This window comes from Polaribacter gangjinensis, assembly GCF_038024125.1.
Lineage (GTDB): Bacteria > Bacteroidota > Bacteroidia > Flavobacteriales > Flavobacteriaceae > Polaribacter > Polaribacter gangjinensis.
Genome location: NZ_CP150662.1, coordinates 2,136,049 through 2,158,404, shown reverse-complemented (window position 1 = coordinate 2,158,404; position 22,356 = coordinate 2,136,049). Strand labels below are relative to the sequence as shown.

The 22,356-nt window shown below is 32.0% G+C and carries 14 protein-coding genes; 6 read left to right on the top strand and 8 right to left on the bottom strand.

Annotated features, from left to right (window positions below):
- Window positions 1-3: 3 nt before the first annotated feature.
- Window positions 4-1,242 carry a glycosyltransferase gene (locus WHA43_RS09630; protein ID WP_105046844.1) on the bottom strand — a complete coding sequence of 413 codons (1,239 nt, stop codon included), beginning with the start codon at window positions 1,240-1,242 and terminating at the stop codon, window positions 4-6.
- Window positions 1,243-1,716 carry a heme-binding domain-containing protein gene (locus tag WHA43_RS09625; protein ID WP_105046843.1) on the bottom strand — a complete coding sequence of 158 codons (474 nt, stop codon included), beginning with the start codon at window positions 1,714-1,716 and terminating at the stop codon, window positions 1,243-1,245. It lies immediately after the preceding gene.
- A gap of 97 nt (window positions 1,717-1,813) precedes the next feature.
- On the opposite strand from WHA43_RS09625, the gene lpdA reads away from it, so the two are divergent.
- The 6 genes from lpdA (at window position 1,814) to WHA43_RS09595 (ending at window position 11,748) form a co-directional block, all read left to right on the top strand.
- A complete protein-coding gene (lpdA, locus tag WHA43_RS09620; protein WP_105046842.1) occupies window positions 1,814-3,214 on the top strand; it encodes a dihydrolipoyl dehydrogenase in 1,401 nt (466 codons plus the stop codon).
- A gap of 69 nt (window positions 3,215-3,283) precedes the next feature.
- On the top strand, window positions 3,284-4,585 hold the full coding sequence (locus WHA43_RS09615; protein ID WP_105046841.1) for an anthranilate synthase component I family protein: 1,302 nt from the start codon (window positions 3,284-3,286) through the stop codon (window positions 4,583-4,585).
- 251 nt (window positions 4,586-4,836) lie between these two features.
- Window positions 4,837-5,661, top strand: a complete 825-nt coding sequence (locus tag WHA43_RS09610) for an alpha/beta hydrolase (protein ID WP_226742881.1) — start codon at window positions 4,837-4,839, stop codon at window positions 5,659-5,661.
- Window positions 5,662-5,682: 21 nt separating this feature from the next.
- A complete protein-coding gene (gene tilS, locus WHA43_RS09605) occupies window positions 5,683-6,999 on the top strand; it encodes a tRNA lysidine(34) synthetase TilS (protein WP_105046838.1) in 1,317 nt (438 codons plus the stop codon).
- On the top strand, window positions 6,996-8,963 hold the full coding sequence (locus WHA43_RS09600) for a cytochrome c biogenesis protein CcdA (protein WP_105046837.1): 1,968 nt from the start codon (window positions 6,996-6,998) through the stop codon (window positions 8,961-8,963). The genes tilS and WHA43_RS09600 overlap by 4 nt, the downstream gene beginning before the upstream one ends.
- A gap of 205 nt (window positions 8,964-9,168) precedes the next feature.
- The gene (locus tag WHA43_RS09595; RefSeq protein ID WP_105046836.1) at window positions 9,169-11,748 is read left to right on the top strand and encodes a phosphoenolpyruvate carboxylase; all 2,580 of its coding nucleotides are present in this window, start codon (window positions 9,169-9,171) and stop codon (window positions 11,746-11,748) included.
- Between the two features lie 51 nt (window positions 11,749-11,799).
- Here the strand turns inward: WHA43_RS09595 and WHA43_RS09590 are convergent, their stop codons facing one another.
- From WHA43_RS09590 to WHA43_RS09565, 6 genes are all read right to left on the bottom strand, one after another.
- Window positions 11,800-13,401: a sulfatase family protein gene (locus WHA43_RS09590; protein WP_105046835.1), complete on the bottom strand. Its 1,602-nt coding sequence runs from the start codon at window positions 13,399-13,401 to the stop codon at window positions 11,800-11,802.
- Between the two features lie 6 nt (window positions 13,402-13,407).
- Window positions 13,408-14,802, bottom strand: a complete 1,395-nt coding sequence (locus tag WHA43_RS09585; RefSeq protein WP_105046834.1) for a sulfatase — start codon at window positions 14,800-14,802, stop codon at window positions 13,408-13,410.
- Between the two features lie 15 nt (window positions 14,803-14,817).
- Window positions 14,818-16,572, bottom strand: coding sequence for a right-handed parallel beta-helix repeat-containing protein (locus WHA43_RS09580; RefSeq protein ID WP_105046833.1), 1,755 nt, complete (start codon window positions 16,570-16,572; stop codon window positions 14,818-14,820).
- A 3-nt stretch (window positions 16,573-16,575) separates the two neighbouring features.
- A complete protein-coding gene (locus WHA43_RS09575; RefSeq protein WP_105046832.1) occupies window positions 16,576-19,254 on the bottom strand; it encodes a LamG-like jellyroll fold domain-containing protein in 2,679 nt (892 codons plus the stop codon).
- 22 nt (window positions 19,255-19,276) lie between these two features.
- Window positions 19,277-20,557, bottom strand: a complete 1,281-nt coding sequence (locus WHA43_RS09570) for a T9SS type A sorting domain-containing protein (RefSeq protein ID WP_105046831.1) — start codon at window positions 20,555-20,557, stop codon at window positions 19,277-19,279.
- A gap of 163 nt (window positions 20,558-20,720) precedes the next feature.
- Complete coding sequence (locus WHA43_RS09565) at window positions 20,721-22,352, bottom strand: RagB/SusD family nutrient uptake outer membrane protein (protein WP_105046830.1); 1,632 nt, start codon at window positions 22,350-22,352, stop codon at window positions 20,721-20,723.
- Between the last annotated feature and the right edge of the window lie 4 nt (window positions 22,353-22,356).

Sequence of the window (22,356 nt, the reverse complement as noted above, 5' to 3'; positions counted from 1 at the left end):
AACTCAACCATTCTTTGCCTCAATCCATTTGCTCAAATATTTTGAAGCTTGCAAACTATGATGCTGCAACAAATTTCCTATAAAATTTTGAGCTCTGTGATTTGCTAAATTTTGTCGAATTTTAAAAATATGATTGATAAATGGTTTTGTGAATTTTTGTTTGTCATATATACTATTGATGATATTCACGCCATTTTTTTGAGTTGTTTTCCAAATATTTTTATCTGAATATAACAAAACAGCTTTTTCAACAAATTCAGAAAAATCATCCGCAACAAAACCATTCCAAGGTAAATTTTGATGCATTCCTTCTGCACCAATTGTGGTTGTTACGCTTGGTGTTCCATTCAACATGGCTTCAGAAAGTTTTCCTTTAATGCCTGCCCCAAATCGCAAAGGCGCTAAAACAACTTTCGAATTTTCAACGATTTCTTGAGCATTTTCCGCAAATCCTTTAATAATAAATCCTTCTTTTGGATTGTGTAATTGTTGAATTTGTTGTGTTACAAAAGCACCATAAATATGCATTTCTGCTTTTGGAAGTTGTTTTTTGATATTTCCCCAAATCTCGTTTTTCAGCGTAATTACAGCATCAACATTGGGTTTATGGAAAAAATTTCCGATAAAAACAAAATGTTCTCTTTCTTCAAAAGACTTCCATTTTTCAATTTGACTTTCAGAAATTACATCTAACAAAAATGGTAAATAATACAAAAGTGAAGCATCAATCTTAAAATCATTTATCAGTAATTCCATCTCAAAATTGGAAATGATTAGAGAAATATCACATCGTAAAATGGAGGCAATTTCGCGCTTGGTAATGTCTTGTTTTTTGAGTTCGTCAATTGAAAAATCAAGCTGTTTTTGAACACAAATTTCTCTTGTTTTTCTTAAACAATGCAAGTCTTCTGTATCTAAAATTGTGAGTGCATTTGGGCACTGTTCGCGAATGCGCCATCCAAATTGTTCTTCTGTCAAAAAGCGATCAAAAATTACTATTTCAGGATTCAATTTTCGAACAAAATCATCAAAAGAAGTATCATTCAACTGAACTTCAACTTCTTCAATTCCGAGAGTTTCTAAAGAAAAAATAGGTGCCGATTTTTTTGCTGCACACGCAAAAGTAATGTGAAAATTTTGTTGCAAAAAAACTTCTATCAATTGCAACATTCTACTGCCTGCTGCAGATGCATTGGGTGCTACCCAAACTGTTCCAATGATTAAAATTGATGGTTTTGACAATTATTCTACACTCATTTGTTGCTTGTAATCTGCTTGCACTTTTTTGCCCCAAGAAACAACTGCTTCAATTTGTTCAGGTGTTAATCTTGCATCTGCATGTGTCCAAGTGTAGGAATTTAAAGGCATTTCTCCTTTGGCAACTTCTTCGTGCAATTCATCCATTTTGTGCTCTTTTCTCTTCAAATTATAAGAATTCCAATTCGAAAAATCCAAATGCTTTTTTCCGTCTTTGACGTGATCTGCCAACCAGAAATTAACGGGAGTAATATTGCTATACCAAGGATATCTAGTATTGCTAGAATGACAATCAAAACAGGTATTTTTCAAAATTTCTTGTACCTCTTTTGGAGGATTTGTCTCAGCAATAAAAGCATTTATAGATGTTACATCTCCTTCGTTTTTTTCTGGTCGAAAAAACTGTGCAATTGCAAAAATCACAAGTAATACAATGGCTACTTTTTTGAATATTTTCATGGTAAAAAAATTAAAATCTATGAGATAGTAAAACTACACAATTCTGATAATATTCTCTAAAAAAAGCTGTAATTTTGTAACCCAAAATAATTTTAGCATGAAATACGATATTATTGTTATTGGTTCTGGTCCTGGAGGATATATTGCTGCAGTGAGAGCCTCTCAATTAGGAAAAAAAGTGGCTATCATCGAAAAATATAGCACTCTTGGAGGTACTTGTTTAAACGTTGGTTGCATTCCTTCAAAAGCTTTGTTAGATTCTTCTCATCATTATTATGATGCTGTATATCACTTTGAAGAACATGGAATTTCGGTATCAAAACCATCGTTTGATTTTTCAAAAATGATTGAACGCAAAGCCAATGTTGTAGAAACTACCACAGGTGGAATCAAATATTTGATGGATAAAAATAAGATTGATGTTTTTGAAGGTTTGGGTTCTTTTGAAGATGCAACACATGTAAAAATTACCAAAAATGATGGTTCATCAGAAGTGATTGAAGGCACAAATATCATCATTGCAACTGGTTCAAAACCTGCTAGTTTACCTTTTATAAAGTTAGATAAAGAACGAATTATAACTTCCACAGAAGCTTTAAAACTTTCGGAAGTTCCAAAAAATTTAATCGTAATTGGTGGTGGAGTTATTGGGTTAGAATTAGGTTCTGTGTATGCACGTTTAGGAGCGGATGTTAAAGTCATTGAATACGCACCAAAAATTACACCAACTATGGATGGTGAAATTTCAAAAGAATTACAAAAAGTTCTGAAAAAACAAGGAATGGACTTTTTTGTAAGTCATGGAGTTAAATCTGTTGAAAGAAATGGCAACGAAATTACTGTAAAAGCAACCAATAAAAAGGGAGAAGAAGTAACATTTACAGGTGATTATTGCTTGGTTTCTGTTGGTAGAAAACCATATACAGAAGGTTTAGGTTTGGAAAAAGTGGGTGTAAAAGTCAATGAAAAAGGACAAATCGAAATTAACAATCATTTGCAAACTAATATTTCGAATATTTATGCAATTGGTGATGTTGTAAAAGGTGCCATGTTGGCTCACAAAGCAGAAGAAGAAGGTGTTGTTGTAGCAGAATTTATTGCAGGCGAAAAACCACATATCGATTACAATTTGATTCCTGGAATTGTTTATACTTGGCCAGAAGTTGGAGCTGTTGGTAAAACTGAAGAAGAATTAATCGCATCAAAAATCGATTATAAAGCTGGTAAATTTTCAATGCGTGCTTTAGGAAGATCTAGAGCAAGTGGCGATGTTGATGGATTTGTAAAAGTATTGGCTGATAAAAAAACAGACGAAATTTTAGGTGTTCATATGGTGGGTGCAAGAGTTGCTGATTTGATTATGGAAGCTGCTGTGGCAATGGAATTTAGAGCTTCTGCTGAAGATTTAGCAAGAATTTGTCATGGTCATCCAACGTATTCAGAGGCTGTAAAAGAAGCAGCAAAAGCGGCTTGGGATGGCAAACCTTTGAATTCATAAAAACAATAAAATATAAACTAAACCTCACAATCCCGGAATTTCGAGACTGTGAGGTTTTTTGCTTACAAAATGCAAAGAACTATTTCGCAATTTTTTATTGATGACGTTGCCAAATTCAAACAACAATTGTTGGTTTGGTCTCAACAATTTGAAACTGTAATTTGGTTAGATTCTAACAACTATCAACAACAATACTCAAGCTTTGATATTGCTTTGGCTGTAGAAGAATTTACAGCTATTAAAACAGATGATCACAATGCTTTTGAAAAATTACAAGAATATCAATCTAACACCAAAGACTATATTTTTGGATATATTTCTTACGATGTAAAAAATGACGTGGAAGAACTTTCTTCCTCAAATTTTGATGGTTTGGAATTCCCAGAATTGTATTTTTTTCAGCCTAAAAAACTGATTTTCATCAATCAAAATTGTGTTGAATTTCAGTATTTAAAAATGGTTGATGATGAAATTGAAAGCGATTTTGAAGAAATCAAACAAGTTTATCATACAAAAATCCAACAATCAAATTCAGATATTAAAATAAAATTACGTGTCCACAAAGAGGAATATCATGAAAAAGTAACTGCAATTTTGCAACACATTCACAGAGGTGATATTTATGAAGCCAATTTTTGTCAGGAGTTTTATGCTGAAAACGCAAGTATAAATCCGTTAAAAGTATATCAAGATTTAAACAGCATTTCTGAACCTCCTTTTGCGGTTTTTTTGAAGTTGAATCATCTATTTTTACTGTCTGCTTCACCTGAAAGATATATCAGAAAAGAAGGTCAAAGAATCATTTCTCAACCTATCAAAGGAACTGCAAAACGTTTGAGAAGTAAAATTGATGATGAAAAAATTGCTTTTGATTTGTCAAGAGACAGTAAGGAACGTTCTGAAAATGTGATGATTGTAGATTTGGTTAGAAACGATTTATCAAAATCAGCCATCAAAGGAAGTGTCAAAGTAGAAGAATTATGTAAGGTTTATGCTTTCAAACAAGTGCATCAAATGATCTCAACTGTTGTTTGTGAAATTGATGAAAAAACAACGCCAATTCAAGTGTTAAAAGACACTTTTCCAATGGGAAGTATGACTGGTGCACCCAAAGTTTCTGCCATGAAAATCATCGAAAAATACGAAACTACCAAACGCGGATTGTATTCTGGTGCAGTTGGTTATTTTACCCCAAATGGAAATTTTGATTTCAATGTGGTCATCAGAAGTATTTTGTATAATGCTGATAAAGAGTACGTTTCTTACTCTGTAGGAAGTGCCATCACAGCAAAATCAATTCCTGAAAAAGAATATGAAGAATGTTTGTTGAAAGCGAAAGCAATGAAACAAGTGTTGCTAAATTCCATCTAGGTTTTTTATATTTACGAAATGATTTATAACAAAGAGGAAAAATTTCAGCATATTTTTGAAAGCTTAAAAGATCAAAAAACAGCGCAAAGTATGTTTAACAAATTTTTGGAAACTTATCCTGAAGATTGGAAACTATTAAAAACTACGTTCTCAAAATTTAAAAGAAGCAAACAATTTGGCAATTCAATTCCACTCTCACAACCAGAACAGGCTTTAAAAAAAGAGTTGCTAATTTGGTTACAACATAAAAAATGATGATACACCAAGAATTTAATTTCAACTATTGCAATACCGAATTTTACGGACAATATTGGCAAGCAAATACCACAAAAGCTGTTGTTGTTTTGGTGCATGGAATGGGAGAACATTCAGGACGTTTTGCTCATGTGGCTCAAAAATTGACAGAAAATGATTTTTCTGTAGTTGCTTTTGATCATTTTGGACATGGAAAAACAGAGGGAAAAAGAGGACATAATCCAAATTTTGATGCAGTTTTGGAAAGCATCCAAAAAACGATTGAAAAAGCTGAAAATTTGTTCCCAGAAAAAACTATTTTTTTATATGGACATTCTATGGGAGGCAATGCTGTTATCAATTTTGTATTGCGAAAAAATCATTCTTTGAAAGGTGCCATTGCTACAAGTCCATTTTTGAAATTGGCTTTTGAACCGCCAAAAATCAAACTTTTTGTTGGTAAAATCTTACAAAAAATCGCGCCTTCCATTACCTTAGGAAATGAATTGAATCCCAATGATATTTCAAGAGATCCAAAAGCAGTTGAAGACTATAAAAATGATGTGTTGGTTCATGATCAAATCAGTCCCAATTTTTCATTAACGTTCATTGAATCCGGAAAATGGGCAATTGAAAATGCGTCAAAATTGTCCATTCCTATGTGGATTGCACATGGAACTGAAGACAAAATTATCGATTATAAAGGCAGTCAAGCATTTGTAAATAATTCAAAAAAAGCAAGCCTCAAATTGTTTGAAGGTGGTTATCATGAATTGCAACATGATTTGTGTAAAGATGAATTGCTACAAGATGTGGTTGATTGGTTGAACTCACAACTCTAAAAAACGTACTTTTGACTTGAAATGCTCCAAAAATTTATACAACATATAAATACAAATTTTCCTTTTTTAAAGGATGTAAAATTATTATTGGCAATTTCTGGAGGATTGGATTCTGTAGTTTTAATGCACTTGTGCAATCAACTAAACTTACAAATTTCTTTGGCGCATTGCAATTTTAAATTACGAAATGAAGAAAGTGATTTGGATGAAGAATTTGTAAAAAAAATAGGTCAAATATCGTCTAATCAGATTTTTACAACTTATTTTGAAACTGAAAAAATTGCAAAAAACAAGCAAATTTCTATTCAAATTGCTGCAAGAGAATTGCGCTATAACTGGTTTCAAGAATTGGTTCTAGAGCATCAATTTGAGTTTGTTTTAACAGCACATCATTTAGACGATTCTTTGGAAACTTTTTTAATTCACCTCACTCGTGGTTCAGGTTTGGATGGTTTTACAGGAATTCCTGCAAAAAGTGGAAATATCATTCGTCCTTTATTGGCTTTTTCAAGAGCTGAAATTTTGGAGTATGCCATTGAAAATCAGTTGGAATGGCGTGAAGATAGTTCAAATGCAACCACAAAATATCTCAGAAATAACATCAGACATCAAGTAATTCCGATTTTGAAAGAAATCAATCCAAGTTTGTTGGATTCATTTGCAAATACAATTCAGAATTTACAAGATGCACAACAAATTATTGATGATAAAATCGAAGAGATTTCTGCAAATAGTAGTTTTGAAAAAGACGGAATGGTATTTTTTGATGTTTCAAAAATCAAACAATTGTCAAAACCGAAAGCATATTTGTATCAATTATTGAAAAAATATCAGTTTACAGAATGGAATAATGTACTTGATTTGCTTACTTCTCAAACTGGAAAACAGGTTTTTTCTAAAACACATGTGTTGTTAAAAGACAGAGATTTTTTGATTTTATCTGAAATTCCCATTAAAAAAAAAGATTCAGCATATGTTGAAATATTAGAAACTCAATCTACAATTTCAACGCCTATTTTTTTAAATTTTGAAGAAAATCCTTCAAAAAAAATTGCTTCAAAAAATAGCATTTCAGTAGCTAAAAATCTGTTAAAGTATCCATTAATCCTAAGAAAATGGCAAAATGGAGACTATTTTTGTCCTTCAGGAATGCAAGGCAAAAAGAAACTGAGCAAGTATTTTAAAGATGAAAAAATTTCGCTCATCGAAAAAGAGAAAATTTGGTTGCTTTGTACTGCTGAAAACGAAATTATTTGGGTCATCAATCATAGACAAGACAGGCGATTTTTAGCAAACTCTGCAAGCGAAAATAGTTTACAAATCATTTACAAATCATGAAGCAATTCTTTATTATACTATCCTTTTTAAGTGTTTTTTTATCAAAAGCACAAACTGCTGATAATCCTATTATACTTTCTACAGAAGTTCAAAAAATCTCTGAAACTGAATATGATATCATTTTCAAAGCCAAGCTTTTTAATGGTTGGTATTTGTATTCTCAATACAATCCTGATGGCGCTTCTTTGCCTTTAGAAATCACGATTCAAGAAGGTGAAACTGGCTATGAATTGGTAGGAAAAGCCAAAGAGGAAACTACTTTTAAAAAATATTCGGATGTTTGGGAAAAAGAGGAAATCGTCTTTAAAGAAAGCGCAAAAATTACGCAAAGAATTCAACTTACAAACAAAAAAATCACTCAGATAAAACTCAATTTTTTTGGACAAGTCTGCGAAACTGCCTGTATCAATATTAATGAAAATTTCACGATTTCATTGATAGGAAATACTATTTCAGAGAGTATTTCAATTGATGAAAAAAGCAAAAAGTTATCTCAAGAATTACAATTAGATTTAAAAAATACGGAGCTTTTAGCGCTTTCAGATTCATCAACTTCCGAAAAATCAACTGGATTAGTGAGTATTTTTTTATTAGGATTTGTAGGTGGATTGTTGGCTTTGTTAACGCCATGTGTATTTCCAATGATTCCTTTAACTGTCTCCTTTTTTACCAAACAATCTAAAAACAAGAAAAAAGGAATTTTAAATGCAACCATTTACGGATTTTTTATTGTTTTGATTTACATACTATTAAGTGCTCCATTTCATTTTTTAGACAATGTAAATCCTGAAATTTTAAACACCATTTCTACCAATATTTGGTTGAATACTTTCTTTTTTGTCATTTTGGTTTTTTTCGCATTTTCTTTCTTCGGATTTTACGAAATCACCTTACCAAGTTCTTGGGGAGACAAAATGGATTCTGCCTCTTCAGTTGGTGGATTTATCGGAATTTTCTTCATGGCATTAACGTTGGCAATTGTGTCATTTTCGTGTACAGGACCCATTTTAGGTTCGTTGTTAGCAGGCTCATTAACTTCTGATGGAGGTGCAACTCAACTAACTGCAGGAATGACCGGTTTTGGATTGGCTTTGGCTTTGCCATTTGCGCTATTTGCGTTGTTTCCTAATTGGTTGAATTCTTTACCAAAATCTGGTGGATGGTTAAACACTACCAAAGTAATTTTGGGATTTATTGAACTTGCTTTTGCATTCAAATTTTTATCAAATGCTGATTTGGTTGGACATTGGAGAATTTTAAAAAGAGAAATTTTTATCGGAATTTGGATCTTGATTTTTATCCTTTTAGCCTTGTATGTTTTTGCAAAAATCAAATTTCCACATGATTCACCAGTTAAGAAATTGTCATTTTCGCGCATTTCTTTTGGAGTTTTATTAATCGCTTTTGTGGTGTATTTATCTCCTGGAGTTCTAAAAAATCCGACTTGGAATTTGAGTTTGTTGAGTGGTTTTCCTCCACCACAATTTTACAGTATTTACGAACAAGAAAGTGATTGTCCTTTAGGATTGGATTGTTACAAAGACTTTGACAAAGGTTTGGCTGCTGCAAAACTCCAAAACAAACCAATTTTACTAGATTTTACAGGTTGGGCTTGTGTAAATTGCAGAAAAATGGAAGAAAATGTTTGGAGCGATCCAAAGATTTATCAACTTTTAAAAAACGATTTTATATTGATTTCTTTGTATGTAGATGATAACGAAAAGCAACTACCAAAAGACCAACAATTTACCTTTTTAAAAGCCAATGGAAAAACGAAAGAAATAAAAACGGTTGGTGATAAATGGGCAACTTTTCAAGTGATTAATTTTAAAAATGCTTCTCAGCCTTATTATATTTTAATGACTCCTGAATTGGAAATTTTAAATTCTCCACAACAATATTCAGATGTGGAAACCTATCAAAAATGGCTGGAAACAGGTTTGAAAAGCTTTAAACAATATTGAAAAATTCAACTATCTGACTTTGAAATTTTGGATTTTGAATCTTAAATTTTGAACACATTTTACGGGTTTTGTTTAAAAAATAAACTTTTCACAATTTAATGTGGAAATTTATATCGTTTTCGTAATTTTTTTGCACATTATTTAGAGAAAGCTACCCTCTTTATTTTAGGTTTTTTGTAATTTCACAGCTTAAAACTCTAAGAAAATGACTGCGATACCTAAATTGGCAAGATTCAATAATAACGTATTGTCTAAATATCAAATTTACAACAGCATATTTATTACACTTCCGTTTGATACCATAAACAACACAGGTGTTTTATTGCCTCTTTTTCATACAATTTGTGAAAAAGGGTTTCAAGATGGGAAAAATCCTACAGAAATCATCGCAACATTTTTTAATAAATATCAAGAAAATCCATCTGAGGATGAAAAAAATGATTTGCTATTTCGTTTTATCCAATACATTGAACGTCAAGTAGTTTTGTTTGATGCTATTGAAGATGCCGCTTTTCCAATTATCAATAATATGGACGGAATTGGAACGCTCAGAAATTCGAAAGAAACTGCATTTTTAAATGATAAAAAAGAAGATTTAAAAAGGCATTTAGAAGAATTTAAGGTACGTGTTGTACTTACAGCTCATCCAACTCAATTTTATCCAGGAAGTGTTTTAGGAATCATCACAGATTTAGACAAAGCCATCAGAAATGATGATTTATTATTGATTAAAAAATTATTAGCCCAATTAGGAAAAACTCCTTTTTATAAAAAGAAAAAACCTACGCCATTTGACGAAGCTGTTAGCTTAATTTGGTACTTAGAAAATGTATTTTATCACTCTGTAAGTAAAATTTACAACTATATTCAAGATAATATTTACGACGGAAAACCAATTGACAATGAAATTATTGATCTTGGTTTTTGGCCTGGAGGTGACAGAGATGGAAATCCGTTTGTTACAACTCAAATTACCCTTGATGTTGCTGAGCGTTTACGTCAAACAATTTTAAGAAATTATTACAGAGATGTTAGACGTTTAAAAAGACGTTTTACTTTTGATGGTGTGCAAGAAATTTTAACAAGAGTTGAAAAACGTTTGTACAAACACGTAATTCGTAGTTATGAAAAAATCAATTTTTCACAAAAAATTTTGTTAGAAGAATTGTATGAAGCAAGAACGATAATCGAAAAAGAACATCAATCGCTGTTCATAGAAGAATTGAACGATTTTATCAATAAAGTACGCATTTTTGGTTTTCATTTTGCCACATTAGATATCAGGCAAGACAGTAGAGTGCATCACAAAGCATTTACACAAATAGTAACTGATTTACTAACAACTGGCGATACTACTTTTCCAAAAAATTACCACTCACTTTCTGAAGAAGAACAAATTGAAGTTTTATCCTTAGTAAAAGGAAATATTGACCCAAGTATTTTATCAGATGAAATGTCTGTGAGTACTATTGAATCAATTTATGCTTTAAAAACTATTCAACAACGAAATGGCGAACGTGGTGCAAATAGGTATATCATAAGTAATAATCAATCTGCATTGAATGTGATGCAAACCTTTGCAATGTTGAATTTGTGTGGGTTTGAAAACGAATTGCCTGTAGATATAATTCCGCTTTTTGAAACAGTTGATGATTTGGAAAATGCAAGTAATGTGATGCGAATTTTATACTCAAATCATGCCTATAGATATCATTTAACCAAAAGAAAAAACAAACAAACTGTGATGTTAGGTTTTTCTGATGGGACGAAAGATGGTGGCTATTTAATGGCAAATTGGGGAATTTTCAAAGCTAAAGAAGCGCTTACCAAAATCTCAAGAGAATTTGATGTAGAAGTTATTTTCTTTGACGGACGTGGAGGACCACCTGCAAGAGGAGGAGGAAAAACACATCAATTTTATGCTTCTTTAGGACCTACTATTGAAGACAAAGAAATTCAGTTAACCATTCAAGGTCAAACAATTAGTTCTAATTTTGGAACAGAAGAATCCTCACAATTCAATTTAGAACAATTGCTAAGTTCAGGTATCAAAAATGAAATGTTCACCAAAGATCAATTGAACGAACATCATAGAAAATTGATGGAAGATATGGCTGCAACCAGCTATAAAACCTATATTGACTTTAAAAATCATCCACAGTTTTTGCCGTATTTAGAGCAAATGAGTACCTTAAAATACTATGCAAAAACCAATATTGGCAGTAGACCAAGCAAACGCTCTACTTCAGATTCACTTGATTTTGCATCGTTAAGAGCCATTCCTTTTGTAGGAAGTTGGAGTCAATTAAAGCAAAATGTACCTGGATTTTTTGGCGTAGGAACTGCCTTGAAAAAATATGAAGATGCAGGTCGTTTTGACGAAATTGTAGAGTTTTATAACGCTTCTGACTTTTTCAAAACATTGCTTGAAAACAGTATGATGAGTTTGAAAAAATCGTTTTTTGGATTGACACAATACATGGCTGATGATCCTGTTTTTGGTGAATTTTGGAAATTGATTTACGAAGAATATAAGACCACAAAACGATTGCTACTAAAATTAGCAGGCTATCAAGAATTAATGGAAGATTTTCCTGTTGGAAAAGCATCCATAGAAATTAGAGAAAAAATTGTATTGCCTTTGCTAACCATTCAGCAATATGCATTGAAACAAATTCAAGAATTACAAAAAACCGATCCAGATTCAAAAGAAATTGAAGTCTTTGAAAAAATGGTGATGCGTTCGCTGTTTGGAAATATCAATGCAAGTAGAAATTCGGCTTAAATAAAAAAGGTGGTTGCAAATTGCAACCACCTTTTTTATTTTATTTTGATATTATTTGTCTTTGATTTTAAAATCTTTCTTCTCAAAATCAGAATCGTTAATCCATCCTGTATTTACTTTCTCCCCATTCATATATTTTTCATATAAATTTGCTCCGTTATTTGGAGGATAACTATCAAAAATAGCTCCATTTCCAAACATTCTTGGATCTCCTTGTTTCTTTAAATTTGATTCTAAGAGTTTTCTCAACTCATTTTTAATTTTTTGGAATTGCTTTTTATCAGCCAAATTATTCATGCAATCTTCATCAATAGTAATTTGATATAGCTCTTCTTTTGGATGTTTTCCAAAATTGATTTTCCAAAATTCATGATTTTCACCACTTCTATTCAAATTAAGAATCTCTGTTTTGGTTGGACTTCCATCAGTATTTGTGTAGCCAGTTTCAGGATTTCCAGCTGGCCAACGATCATTTTCATAATTTTTCAAGTACAAAAATCCGTCTTTTACAATACCTCTAATTGGATAACCAACCGTTTTAGGTCTGCCAGCATCATGTCTTTCTTGACCTAATAAAACATAGTTTTCTTTGGTTGGAGTGAGTTTTGTTTTATCAGAATTGAAATAAGGAACCAAACTTTTTCCTTGAATGGACTGCATTTTTAGCGATTTTGAATCAACACCTGCAACCTCCATAAAAGTTGGTGCAAAATCAATAAAACTAACGTAATCTTCTATGATTCTCCCAGGATTTTTGATGCCATTTTTCCACATGATTGCTAATGGCATGTGATTGGAATGCTCATAACTTTGACCTTTTACTCTTGGAAATGGCATGCCGTTATCGGAAGTTACTACAATAATCGTATTCTCTAATTCGCCATTTTCTTCTAAAACTTTTAAAATTCCGCCTAATTGTTGGTCAAAATATTCCAACTCAAAAGCATAATCTAACATATCATTTTTAACTGTTTCTGATTGTGGCCAGTATGAAAAAACGGAATCAATTTGAGATAACTTTTTCTTTCCAACACTTACGCCAGTTCCGTATTCATAAAAACGATGAGGTTCATGGCCTCCATACCAAAAACAAAATGGAGTATCTGATTTTTTATCTTTTAAAAAAGACCTGAAATTAGCTACATAATCAACAGCATTAATTCCCTTTGTAGGTGTTTCTTTTTTGATTTTATTGTAAGGTTTTACCAATAATTCTCTTTTTGTGCCATCAGCATTTAAAGCTGTTCCTGGTGCCCAACCTTTTCCTGTAAAGCCAACTTGATACCCATTTTCAGCAAGTGCTTCTGGATATGTTTTAAATTTTTGAGGAAAAAAAGCTAAATGATTTCCAGCTTCTTCTAACTGCCACGTATTTCTTCCTGTTAAAACAATTGCTCTTGACGGACCACATTTGGCATTAGGTGTATATGCATTTTGAAAAAGCAATCCTTCGTTTGCAATTCTATCAAAGGCAGGTGTATTTACCCATTTAGAGCCATAAGCGCTCAAATGTTTCCAAGTAGCATCATCAGCAATACAAAACAAAATATTTGGTTTTTTTTCAGTTTCTTTTTTTTTGAAATTAAAGAAAAAAATACTGCTAATTCCTATCAATAAAAAAATGCTGGCTGTATAAATAAATTTTGTTTTCATCCTTTTTTATTTGATTCCTGAATATGATGAAACATCCATTTCTTTTTCCCATTGAACCAATTTTGCTACCATTTGTTTCACTTTTTCAGGATGATTTTTAGAGATTTCGTCTTTTTCTGATGCATCTTTTGCGATGTTAAAAAGTTCTAGCTTGCCACTTCTGTATGCCAACAATTTCCAATCTCCTTCTCTGACTGAAACATATAAATCTTCGTAAGCTCTGTATCCAAAAATGGGTTCACGTTTCAAATGATCATTCTTTTTGATGGTTGTCAATAAAGAAATTCCGTCTAATTCTTTGTATTTTGAAACTTTACCACCTGCAATTTCAACCAATGTTGGAAAAATATCTGTAGACTGCACTACTGAATTATTGGTTGAATTGGATTTTGTAACTCCAGGCCAATGCACAAAAAATGGTACTCTTGCTCCGCCTTCAAATAAAGTTTCTGACATTTTTCCACCTCTCAATGGTGAATTCTCAAAATATCCTCCTTGATCTGATAAGAAAATGATGATGGTTTCTTTTTCAATGCCTTTTTCTTTAACTGCTTTTAAAACTTTTCCTACAGATTCATCCATCGTTGAAACCATAGCAGCATAATTTGCATACTTATCATCTAAACCTTTTTGTTGGTAATGGGTTACCCAATCTTTTCTCCCAATGTGAGGACTGTGCACAGAATAATAGGAAAAAGTCAACATAAATGGAGAATCACTTTTATAATCCGAAATAAAATCAACAGCTTCATTGGTTAATTTATCTGTGAGATACGTGTTCTTTGTATCCGAAAAAATAGTGTCCTGCTTAAAATAGGGTGGATAATAAGATTTTGGATGCCCAAAATTGGATGTGCCTATTTGTTTTTGAAATCCTTGTTTTATAGGATGAAATTTTTCGTGACCTAAATGCCATTTGCCAACGAATAAATTGTAGTAACCTAACTCAGCTAAAGCTTCTGCATAAGTGGTGTTTTCTAGAGGCAACCAATTTCTTGAAGGAAATTGAGCAGGATCTGTGGGTAATTTATGAAATTCGATATCCGTTCTATCAAATTGATCAAAACCAAAATTTTTACCAGCAGGAATATGACGCACCATTTTTAATCTTGCAGGATGTTGCCCTGTTAAAAGCGTGGCTCTACTTGGACTACAAGTCGGACTTGCAATGTAAGCTTGATTGAAATTAATTCCGGCTTTTGCCAAAGCATCAATATTGGGAGTTTTAAAAACAGGATTTCTAAAACCCAAATCTGACCAACCTAAATCATCCACAAAAAACAAAATGATATTTGGTTTTGATGACGTTGCTACTGTTTTATTTGGATGTATAGTTTTATTAAAACTCGAAAAAATGAATAGTAAGACTATAAATGTGAAAATAGCATACCTTAACTTCATATAAGTGTTTTTTTTTTATTTATTTTCGAAAATTAGATTGGTATTGTTATTTTCAAAAATAAGTTCACTCTGTTTTGATAAGTCTTTTGAATTTTTAATAAACATATTCGATTTTATAACCGCATTTACTGTAGACTCTATAGACAAGGCTTTTTTATTATATGAAAAAGTATTGTTTGTTATCGTTATGTTTTCTAGTGCTTGCCAATTTGCAGTTGTTACTCCATACCATTTTCCGTTAGGAACTTTATTTTTTAACTTTTTAACACTCATTTTTATGGTAGCTGCATCATAATCTGACAAGTAAGCAGAATCGTATCCGCAGTTATTAAAAATATTTTGGTTGATAACTATATTATTCGCTGTAAATCCTTCACCCCAATCAACCCCATTGTAAATCGTAATGGCAGATTGGCTTAAATTTTCAAAAATATTGCGCTCTATTAAGCCATTTGTGGCTTGAATTAATATGCCATATCTACGGGCATTTCTAAATGTGTTGTTTCTAATTACAAATGATTCGTTTGATTGCGAATCAACATAAGCTACATCATCATTGGTTTCTTCACCCACTTGTAATTGAACAGTTATTGGTTTATCAAGCGTAATTTTTACATTAGGTAAACCATCTGGTTTTGCTTCTAAAATTTTATAAGTTCCAATTAACTCACCATCTCTTGGATTAAAAATTTTGATTACTTCATTAACCTCTAAGGTATGTTTGATAACAATTTCTGTTGGTGATAGTTGTTTTATGATACTTCTTTTTGCATACTTTAAATTGACAGCGTCATCACTATATCCTTCAAAATATCCATTTTCTATCCAAGGACCAAATTTACCCCCATTTACGTGAAAACTATCAGCATTTGCACTATGTAACCTGCCAGGTTTTAATTTTATTTTACAGTTAATTACATTCCACTCTTCCATATTGTGCGCTTGATAGGTGCCTGCAGGACTTGAATAACTTGTTACATCTAAATAGGTAATATTTTTACTAAACGATGTCGAAAAAATAGATTTACCATTAAAACGAGCTATATGAACATAAGAATCACCAACTTCCATAGCCTTTAGTAAATTAATGGCATTTATTTTCACTTTAAAAAGTCCTTTTTCAATTTCTTCAAATTGCTTAGAAGCAAATAAATTGGGAGCGCCATCTTTTAATTTCCCTGGAATTTTAGGATCCATTAACATGCCCCAAACTTGATTCGATTCTTGAAACATGGTATGATTTAAATATGGAAAACCTTCATCAATTTTTAGCTCAAATGTTTTGTCTTCTAAATTTATAGCCGTTATTTTTCCTTGTGTAAAAGGAAGTGGGTCATAGTCTATGTATAAGTTTTTTACGATGATATTGTTGCATTTAAAAATTGACATGAAACCTTTTAAAGGATCATGAATGGTAATTTCTGCGCCATTACCATCAATAATTACATTTTTTAGGTTTTTTACTTCAATTAAATGGTTGTTGTTTTTATTTGTAAATAAATCATACTTCCCTTTAGCAAAAACGATTCTAACATTAGAACCAAATAAACTTAATTTTCTAGCATATTCTAATGATTTAAAAATTGCCTCTGTATCGTCTTTACCATCATTTGGTATGGCACCAAAATCAGTTAATATGGCATCAACACTTGTAGGAAAATCAATAAGAGGTAACTCTCTTTTTGTTCTAAAATGTTCGGGTAATTTAAATTGATATTGGGCATTTATTGCAATGCTCAAAAGAAATATGATAAAAGAAATTTTTTTCATTTGTTACTTCTTTAAAATTTTAACCATTTGATTTTGATTGATGTGTAAGATGTAAACACCAGAGGATAAATGTGATAAATCCAATTCTGAAAGATTGACTTTCGATTTTGAAACAAAAGTTTTTCCTAACATATTGATCACTTTTACTGATTGAATAGGTTTGCTGAAAAATACAGATGATGTTACTAAAGTTGGATAAACTTTTAGCGTTTCATCAATTGGGTTTTCATCAATTGACAACGTATTTCTTCTATCATTAAACACACTTTCTACTTCACTACTGCACAATTTATAATCAAAATAACGGATATCACTGGCTAAACCTTTATATCTTGGAAAAAAATTAATTCCGTTAGTGGCAGTATTAATCAGTGGATTTGAGCCTGAATAGGTTTCTGTTGATGCAACTCCATTTTTGTAAAATTGGATACTATTCAGCGTATTGTTTGTAGGCACTGTGATGACAACATGATTCCAGCTACCAATATTTAAAGGCATATCTGACATTCTAACAAAATTTTGATTGTTATCTGTAACTCTTACCACTCCACTATCTTCCATTTGAATGGTAAAGACTTCGCCATCTGTTGGACCTCCACTATACATAAAGGTTTGAAAAATGGCTTCTTCTGGTTTTACCCAAAAGGCAAATGATCTTGCAGCACCTTGTGTTGCAGGGGAATATGATGAATTGTCGTTTGCATTTATCAGGTTTAGCGAACCATTATTAGTCGTATTTATTTTGTAAGCATTGCCAATTTCTGAATCAAAAAATCCTTTAGTTATCTCACCTCCACCTTGTGTGTTAATTTGTAAAGAAACTGTTGTATTAGACCCAGTATTAGCAATATTTTGTGAGCTTTGTTCATTTAACAAAAAATGCAAATTTGCAGTTGGTGTAGATAAATTATACCCTTCAATATTTTGGTTACCTGTGTTAAAAATGGTTTGCTCAATTGGGTCTTGATTGTTTGTTAAAGTGATATCTTCATCTCTATGGCAAATAAAATTGTTTTTAAGTGTTAAACCATTGATGTTTTTAAGATATAATCCTCTTTTGTTATATGAAATTGTATTGTCTAAAATTCGGATGTTGCTATGCGCTTGCCAAGTTGCACTAGTTGTTCCACACCAAGTTGTATTTATTGAACATGGAGTGCTCAATTTTGCAAAATCAATTGAAATTGCGGCGGAGTTACTTTCTTCAATATAGCCAGTATCGTAACCACAGTTTTCTATTCTATTATTTTTGATTTCAATATTATCAGCTCTAAAACCTTCACCCCAATCAACACCATTTTCAATTCTAATAGCTGCCCCACTTAAATTTTGAAACAAATTATTTTCAATCAACGCATATTTACTTTGTATTAAAATACCATATCTTCTTGAATTTCGAATAATATTGTTTCTAAAAATAAAAGATTCATTAGAGCTACTTTCTACATAAGCTTTATCTGTTGATTGATGATCTATTTCATTTACAGAAGTGATATTAATTGCATTAGATAAGGTGATTTTAAAAAGATTACTACCTAAATTTTGCACGTTAGTTATAGTTGCAGTACCTAAATAAATGCCATCTCTTGGATTGTAAAATTCTAATACTTCACCAACTTTTGTAGTAAATTGAACGGTTATTTGAGTGGGACTATGAACTTCTTTTATTATTTTTTTGGTGTACTTTAAATTCATACCATCATCAGAAAACCCTTCAAAAAGACAACCTTCAACCCATGGCCCAAATTTACTGCCATTGATGTGCATAGCATCCGCATTTGTAGTATGCACACGACCTTCTTTTAGTTTTAATTGGCAATTGATCACATTCCACTCTTCTGAATCTCTTGAATTAAAACCTCCTGAAGGACTTGCGTGAACAACTACATTGATATATGTAAGATTTTTACCTCCAGAATTTAAAATTGCTGTTGCACCATTATATCTAGCAATATGCACAAAATAATCTCCAACTTCAGCGTTAATTAAACTGTTTTCACTTTGGCCACCATATCTATATTTTCTTGAACCTATTGGTTCAAAAAATCGATTGTGAGAAATTAAATTACGCGTACCTTCTTTAATACCTCCTTTAGCGTTTTTAAACATTCCCCAACGTTGAGGAGAATCAATAAAATGCTGTTCTACAGGTAATGGAAAACCATCATCAACCACAAATTCAAAAAATCCATTGGCTGCATCAACCTTGGTAACTTTGCCTTGTGAAAAAGGCAATGTTGCATAATCAATCGTAAAGTCTTTGATAATTGTATTGGCACATCTTAAGGTTGACATAAAACCCAAAACAGGATTATGAATCAAAAAAAGCGCACCATTACCATCAAAAAGGACGCCTTTCGCATCAATCATACTCAGTAAATGTGAATCTCTTGCAGCAGAAGTAGCTTTAATATCATACGTACCACTATCAAACAATAATCTTACAGGATTTTGTAGCGTTCCTGAGCTTACTGCAGCATTGATGGCACTTTGTATAGCAGCAGTATCATCTATACCATCGTTAACAACAGCACCATAACTTGAAACAAGAATGGTGCTAGTTGTAGTAAGTTCTACCAAAGGCATTTGTCTTTGGGTTCTAAAAAAACTTGGTTGGGGTGCAAATTGAGCAAAAATACCCAAGCTAGAAATCAAAAATAAAAATACCCAATTGGTTTTCATGAAACTGTTGATTTTTTAATAGCTATTGTTTAATTATTTTTTCAACTTTTTTATTGTCAAACATAACAAAATAAAGACCTCTTGGTAATGAAGAAACCGTTAAAACTGTTTGATTTTTAGCTGTATTGTGTAAAATAACTCTACCATTTACATCAAACACTTTTACATTATTTTGCGCTTCCTTAAAGTTGATTATATCAGAAGAAATTGTTGGATATGCAATTGGATTGATGGTATTTTCTTCAAAATCGTTTACAGATGCTGTTGCTGCATCAATCAAATAACCTTCGCTATCCAATGCAAAAGCAGTGATACCAGTTGCTTTGATTTGAGATAATTGTTGTGCTGTTAGTCCAGTATTGTCTGTTCCAAAACGGATCACACCATTTTTAAACCCTGTGATGTTTACAGTTCCTGTTAACCAAGGATTCGCTGAATTATTCGCAAAAGATAAATTTGTTACAGCATTATCAACTACCAAATTTAACGTTCCACCACCTTGAAAAATGATGTTCGTCATGGCACTTTGATTTTTATTTACGTTGAATGTATATGTATTTGTTCCACCAACTGTAATTCCACTTTTAAAAACATTTTCGCCATTTAAAGTAGCTGAAGAATTGTTTCCATTTACTTGTATTTTTAATCCGTCATAAAAAACAACATCATCAGCAGTGTTTACAATAATAGAGGAATTCAATAACTGAACCAACTCACCTGTATAACCTGTATTTGATACTGTGTTTCCAAATGTAGAAGTTGTGTTGGCACCAAATCGTAAATTAGCAGTTCCTTCAATTTTTCCATTAAAGAAAAAGTCGTTACTTGACCCTTCAGAAGGCTGAAAACCAGTTGAAATTTTAAGTGTTGAGCCAGTTGCAAATTCAATGGAATTTCCTGTTCCATTACTATTTCTCATATTTGAAAAACCTGCAGAATTATTGATAGTTACTTTTCCATTAAAAATTAATTTGATATCATTATTAGAGGCATTATCAATAGCAACTGCATTGGCAACTGCAACATTAATAGTTACGGTATTAGTTCCGCCAACAGGAACATCTCCTGAAGTTCCAAAGGGTACAAGAATTTGTTTGATTGTAAAATCTGCATCTACTAATGATTCAACAATCAATGGTAATCGAACTATGCTTGCTGAACTTGGAACACCATTCGGAGTCCAGTTTGTTGCAGTTGACCAAAGTTTATCTCCCGTTCCAGCATTGTTAGTGAAATCAATATTTTGAGAAAATAATACTGTATTAATCAATAATAGTAATAATAAAAGGTAATTTTTTTTCATAATTTTAAGTTTTAGTTAAATGAAAGTTGAAATAATTTGATAATAATCAGTTACAAAATTATGAAAGCATTGACTCTATGGATTTTTGATATGTAACCATGTGTTTTGCTTTTGTAACATTCTTTGTAACTGATTATCATTTTTGGTAAAAAAATAGATTTTTTTAATATCCTTGATTTGGAACTAAGTTTTTATTTAAATCTATTTGAATGATTGGTATAGGGAACCAAACACGCTCTGGTCTCCAGTTAGTTTGAATAATTGGCACAGTTACTCTGTTGTAAAAACCTTCTGTGGTTGATAATCCATTAATGGTTTGATCAAATTTATTGAAACGTGCTAAATCAATTCTTCTCCAATTTTCAAAACACAATTCGCGTGAGCGCTCCTCTAACAGCTCATCCACAAAATTGGCTTTTCTATAAGCGTCATTTAATGCAGTTACTGTTGTTCCAGCTGTTACTGCTCTTTGTCTAATAGTTGATAATGTAGTTCTTGCACCTGCTTCATTACCCGTAAAATATTGCGCTTCTGCATGCATCAATAAAACGTCAGCAAATCTTAAAATTGGTAAATTCATGGTAGAAGCCCATTTTGGCAACAGTTTTAAAGCTGGGTCAATCATTCGATATTTTCCTATACTATAATATCCTTGATTGGTATTTGGAAGGGTTCTTGGCACAAAATATTTCACTCCTTCAATCATTTCAAAATTATTAACTGAATTCAAATTTCCGGTCAAATTATGATCTCTTCTAAAATCACCTACCACATATTTTTTGTGCAATTCATCTGTTGGACGAAACCATCCAAAACCTCCTCCAGTCACGTTTTGATTTCCTTGAGGTAAAAATGTATTGGCTAATAAGTGAATGGCATCGCGAGTGGCACTTGTACTAGCTTCCGCTGCTAATAGTGTTTCTTGATATTGATGTTGCTTGGTAGATTCTCTAAACAAATAATCATATCTAGGAATCAACACATATCCACTATTTGAAACAATCGCTTGTGTGTACGTTAAAGCTTCTCTATAATGTTGGTCACTATCTACCCAATCAAAACTATTGATATCAATAAAACCATTCAATCCAGAGTTTTTTGCACTTGCCAAATAGGTATGTGCTTTTGCTAAAAATCCTGCAGCAGTCCATTTATTCGCTCTTCCTTGGACTTGAGCTCTGTCTTGTAATGTTTCGTAGGCAAATTTATAATCCGCCAAAATTAAATCATACACTTCTTGAATGGTGCTTCTAGGTTTGGTGATGTCTTGACCTACACCATCATACACAGGAATACCACCATGCATCATTGATAAAATCATGTGATAAAATCCTCTCATGAATCTAGCTTCAGCAATGATTTCATTTTTTCTATTGCCTGTAAAGCCTTCAATAGCCTCAATTCTGTCAATCAAATAATTGGCTCTACTGATTCCAGAATATAAAAATACCCAAGTTTCATTTACAAAGTTACTTTGTGCTGTAAATGTACCATTTCCCCAAACTCTGTGTTCAGGTTCGAATTGGTTGTTTACTGCTAGCACTTCGTCTGTAGCACCATTAAGCATCACCATCAAACTTCTTGAGAAGGTTGAATTGTTACCAAAATTTTGAACAGCAGTTGCAGAAAGGATATGGTAAACTCCTGTCAATGCAATTTCTGCCTCTTCTGGAGTTTTATAATAGCTATCTGTTGTAACCATAGATAGCGGTGGTGAATCTAAAATATCTTCATCACAAGAAATGATAAATACAGATAGAAACAGTACTGTAAAATAAAATTTAAAATTTTTCATAAGA